Origin of the sequence: Neptunomonas japonica DSM 18939 (assembly GCF_000422765.1) — a bacterium.
GTDB classification, from domain to species: Bacteria; Pseudomonadota; Gammaproteobacteria; order Pseudomonadales; family Balneatricaceae; genus Neptunomonas; species Neptunomonas japonica.
In genome coordinates this window covers 1-4,686 of the sequence record NZ_AUGR01000040.1, presented here as the reverse complement: position 1 = coordinate 4,686, position 4,686 = coordinate 1, and the positions used below count along the sequence as shown (strand labels likewise).

At 45.2% G+C, this 4,686-nt stretch carries 4 protein-coding genes; 3 read left to right on the top strand and 1 reads right to left on the bottom strand.

The genetic code is table 11. From position 1 onward, the window contains the following. Positions 1-704 (bottom strand): hypothetical protein (locus G511_RS0117670; RefSeq protein WP_028470822.1); only part of this gene is annotated, 704 nt, incomplete at its 3' end. 331 nt (positions 705-1,035) lie between these two features. On the opposite strand from G511_RS0117670, the gene G511_RS0117665 reads away from it, so the two are divergent. From G511_RS0117665 to G511_RS0117655, 3 genes are all read left to right on the top strand, one after another. Continuing rightward, positions 1,036-2,241, top strand: coding sequence for a Bcr/CflA family multidrug efflux MFS transporter (locus G511_RS0117665; protein ID WP_028470821.1), 1,206 nt, complete (start codon positions 1,036-1,038; stop codon positions 2,239-2,241). A gap of 61 nt (positions 2,242-2,302) precedes the next feature. Then, positions 2,303-2,848 carry a hydrolase gene (locus G511_RS0117660; RefSeq protein ID WP_028470820.1) on the top strand — a complete coding sequence of 182 codons (546 nt, stop codon included), beginning with the start codon at positions 2,303-2,305 and terminating at the stop codon, positions 2,846-2,848. A gap of 173 nt (positions 2,849-3,021) precedes the next feature. After that, positions 3,022-4,539 carry an alanine/glycine:cation symporter family protein gene (locus G511_RS0117655; protein ID WP_028470819.1) on the top strand — a complete coding sequence of 506 codons (1,518 nt, stop codon included), beginning with the start codon at positions 3,022-3,024 and terminating at the stop codon, positions 4,537-4,539. Positions 4,540-4,686: the final 147 nt, after the last annotated feature.

The following is a 4,686-nucleotide window of genomic DNA, read 5'->3' as shown; positions in this document are numbered from 1 at the left end:
ACCACCGGGTTACCGGTAATCAGGTCAGCAAACAGTCCTGGGTAAGTATTCCACGTTGGGAAGGTGGAGCAACCAATCACTAAACCGATACCGCGACCGACCGTTGTGAAGGTTTTATTCAGGACTAATGGGTCGTGCTTACCTTGGGGTTTTGTCCACACAGCACTTTGCGGTGTATGCATCATCGCGGTGTAGCCATAAGCCACCGCTTCAAGGCCTCGGTCTTGTGCGTGAGGGCCACCGGCCTGGAAAGCCATCATGAAACCTTGCCCTGAGGTATGCATCACGGCATAGCCAATTTCAAAGCTACGTTTATTGATACGCTCCAAGATTTCTAAACAGATAGCCGCACGCCCTTGTGGGCCAACATCACGCCACGCTTTACGCGCATTCTGCATGGCTGGTAATAGCTGGTCCAGATCAACCAGTGGGTATTTGACGTTCAGATCAATGCCATAAGGAGAGACTTCAGCGCCCGCTTCACCGACGATACCCGGCATATCCAGTGCAAAGCTCTGGTTCAGGTAGCTTTTAAAAGCGGCTTCACCGTCGGCATTGGCGGTTTCGCCATACGCACGTGGGCTGGGATTTTCTGGATAAGGCGTCCAGTAGTCACGGGTTTGAATGGCATTCAGGGCAGCGTTTAGTGTGTTTTCGTGCTTTGTTACTAATGCTTCAAGCTGGGACGTCATCGCGTGGCTCATGAGGATTCTCTGTCGTTATTCGGTGAAGGAGCTGTTTTTACTAATAGAGAGACCATACACCAAAGTTTATGATACATAAAGAATGTCTTTAGTTGTAAATATTGTATCTCTTGGCGAATTGTTATAATTTGTTTTCTTCGGTTTATTTTGCACGTACCACTTTGCAGATACGTAAAATAAATTGTTAATTAATTCTGCCAGATAGCACGAATTCATGGCGGATCTAATCCGCCTTTTTTTATTTCTGCAACTATCTTTTTCCAATTTATAGCCTATTCTGCACGTCCAATATTCGGTAAAGTCAGGCCCTATACCTGCGAAAGGAATCTTGATGTTTTTACCTACTTCTCTGGCAACCATACTTGTTCTTGCCTCCATTGTTGCTCTTGGGCCACTTTCGACAGATATGTACTTACCTTCGTTACCCAGATTAACGACAGAGCTAAATGCATCGATCGACCAGGTACAGATCACCTTATCCATCTTCTTTGCAGGATTTGCTGTTGCGCAGCTTATTTATGGACCACTGGCAGACCGCTTCGGTCGCAAGTCCATTCTTCTTGCAGGCCTAGTACTCTTTACTGCTGCGTCTTTTGGTTGTGCTACAGCAACAACTATCGAAGAACTCATTGTGTTTCGCTTTTTGCAGGCACTAGGGGCCTGTGGTGGACCCGTATTAGGTCGTACCATGATCAGAGATATTTACGGCCCCACACAATCAGCTCGCGTACTGTCCATGATGGGTACCATTATGGCACTGGCACCCGCTGTCGCACCGATTATTGGTGGCTATATGCTCTTAGTTTTCAACTGGAGCGCCATCTTTATATTCCTAGGCGCTTACGGAGCGATTGTGACATTGATCATCATGTTCAAAATTCAGGAGTCACTACAACCTGAAAATGTAAACAGTCTAAACCCTCTTGTGATCATGAGAAATTACGGCCAGCTGCTCCGCAGCCGGGTTTTTCTTGGCTACACACTGTGCTGCAGCTTTACATTTTCCGGACTGTTTTCATTCCTCTCTGGATCGTCTTTTGTATTAATTGATTTTTTCGGCGTGCCTGAAGCTAACTACGGTTTTTATTTTACGGCAGTCGTCCTTGGTTATATGGTTGGTGCTCAGCTAAGCCAACGTCTAGGGCCGCGCTATGGCATTAATAAAATGCTAGTCATAGGCACACTGCTAGCAACAAGTGCCGGTATATCAATGCTGGCAGCGTCGTTACTAGGATTGCATCATCTATACTGGGTTATTGGTTGCCAAGTGTTTTTTATGATGGCCGTGGGTATGGTTATGCCACAAGCAATGGCTGGCGCAATGGGACCATTTTCCAAAATGGCAGGTACAGCCTCTGCGCTATTAGGGTTCACTCAGTCAGCAATTGCTGCCGTTGTCGGTTTAATTGTTGGTCACAGTCATACAGGCACCCCGACTATTATGGCTGCCAGCATTGCTTTAATGGGTACGCTGGCTTTTTTAAGCTATCTATTTATCATCAAGCCCATACCAGCAGAAACTACAGCACAGATATAAAACACACTTGGCAAAGCCACTGCCAAGGGATTACCCTGAACGCAATCAATAGGAGAAAAGCATGCTAATTCATCCTCAAAAATCCTGCTTATTAGTTGTCGATATTCAGGAAAAACTGGCTCCTGCTATTTACGAAAAAGAAGAACTCATCCAAAACAGCAAGTGGTTAATCGAAATAGCCAACATACTCGATATTACCATCATGACATCCGAGCAATACCCTCAGGGCATCGGCCATACCATCGTTGAATTAAGAGATATTTTGCCAAAAGACCAGTACATGGAAAAAACACATTTTTCCTGCATGGCTGAACCTTCCTGCCACAAGATGATTCACGATAGCAACCTGGAACAGGTTATTGTCATTGGAACTGAATCGCATGTCTGTGTCATGCAAACGGCTATTGATTTAAAACAACAAGGTTTAGAAGTTTATGTAGTTGCCGATTGTGTATCTTCCCGCAATCCTAACGACAAGTTATACGCACTAGAGAGAATGCGTGGCTGCGGCATACATATCGTGACTCGTGAGATGGTCGCTTTTGAGTGGATGCAAAAATCAGGAACAGAGACATTCCGACGCATCAGTAAAGAATACCTACGCTAGGCTCTCCGGGGCAGACACCACTCTGCCCCAAATAGCAAAAACTCTTGAAATTCCCGAAAAACCCATACTTTCGTCTGATATCAGATGCATAACAGAAAAAAATACCGAGCATAACTCTATAAAATTTCCGCCGATAATTCTAATAACGTGAAACTCCCTGGAGACTAGTGTATATGCAATCAATTATCGATTCTGTAAATGGAATCATTTGGAGCCCAGCTCTTATCTATCTGTGCCTTGGCGCAGGCTTGTTCTACTCAATCCTTACCCGCTTTGTCCAAGTACGCATGTTCGGCGAAATGTGGCGCTTACTGTTTTCTGGTAGCAGCTCAGACAAAGGGATCTCTTCTTTTCAAGCCTTAGCTGTATCCCTTTCAGGCCGTGTTGGTACCGGTAATATAGCTGGGGTCGCAGCGGCCATTGGTTTTGGTGGCCCAGGTGCAGTTTTTTGGATGTGGGTTGTTGCTTTTCTTGGCGCAGCAACGGCTTATACAGAGTCTGCATTAGGGCAAATTTATAAAGAAGAACACGAAGGCCAGTACCGCGGTGGTCCAGCATTTTATTTTGAAAAAGCAATGGGCCAAAAATGGTTTGCATGGATTTTCGCTATTGCCACTATCCTAGCCTGTGGTGTAATGCTACCAGGTGTACAGTCTAACGGCATTGGTAACGCAGCAGAACTAGCGTTCGGTTCAGGCGGTATGGTCAATACGTCAATGGGCGACCTAAGCCTCACTAAAATTATAGCTGCTATCGGTATTGTTCTGGTTCTTAGCTTTATCATCTTCGGTGGCGTGAAGCGTATTGCTAGCTTCACTCAAGTTGTTGTGCCATTCATGGCACTGGCTTACATCGTTATTGCTTGCTCAGTGATTGCACTTAACCTAGAGCAGCTACCTGATGTTATCAGCATGATTTTTGCTGACGCATTCACACCAATGGCCGGCATGGGTGCTGCGATTGGTTGGGGTGTTAAACGTGGTGTTTACTCAAACGAAGCAGGACAAGGAACAGGCCCTCACGCTGCAGCTGCAGCTGAAGTTGAACACCCAGCACAACAAGGTTTAGTACAGGCATTCTCTGTTTATATTGATACCCTGTTTGTTTGTTCTGCAACTGCATTCATGATTTTGATCACAGGTGCTTATAACGTACACGGTGTGGGCGAAGGTATTTTCCTAGTTCAGAACTTAGCTGCAGACATCGCGGCTAACAGCCCTGCTTACACACAGACTGCTGTTGAGCAGGTACTACCAGGCGTAGGTAAGCCATTTATCGCACTGGCTCTATTCTTCTTCTCGTTCACAACGATTCTTGCTTACTACTACATTGCAGAAACCAACCTTGCTTACCTCAAACGTACACTTAAGCTACCTGGTTTTGATTTCTTACTGAAGTTTGTATTACTAGCAGCAACTTTCTACGGAACAGTTAAAACTGCAAACCTTGCATGGGGCCTTGGTGATATAGGTGTAGGCTTGATGGCATGGTTGAACATTGTTGGTATCTTGATCATATTCTTCATTTCAAAACCAGCACTGAAAGCTTTAAGAGATTACGAAGCACAGCGTAAAGCAGGCGTCACAACCTATACATTTAACCCAGAGAAACTGGGAATTAAAGGTGCTGATTTCTGGGCGAAGCGCTATGCTAAATCTCAAGAAAAAGTACGTGAAAAAGATAGCGTTTAACGTCTAACCTTTCTCATAAAAGCCGCTCTCATAGAGCGGCTTTTTTTTGTCCCTTGTCCCGTCCTGAAATAGGTTTACATATTGAGGACCTATTATGGACACATCAACCCCCACGCATCATAAGCGCAGTCAGTGCGATTACACAAT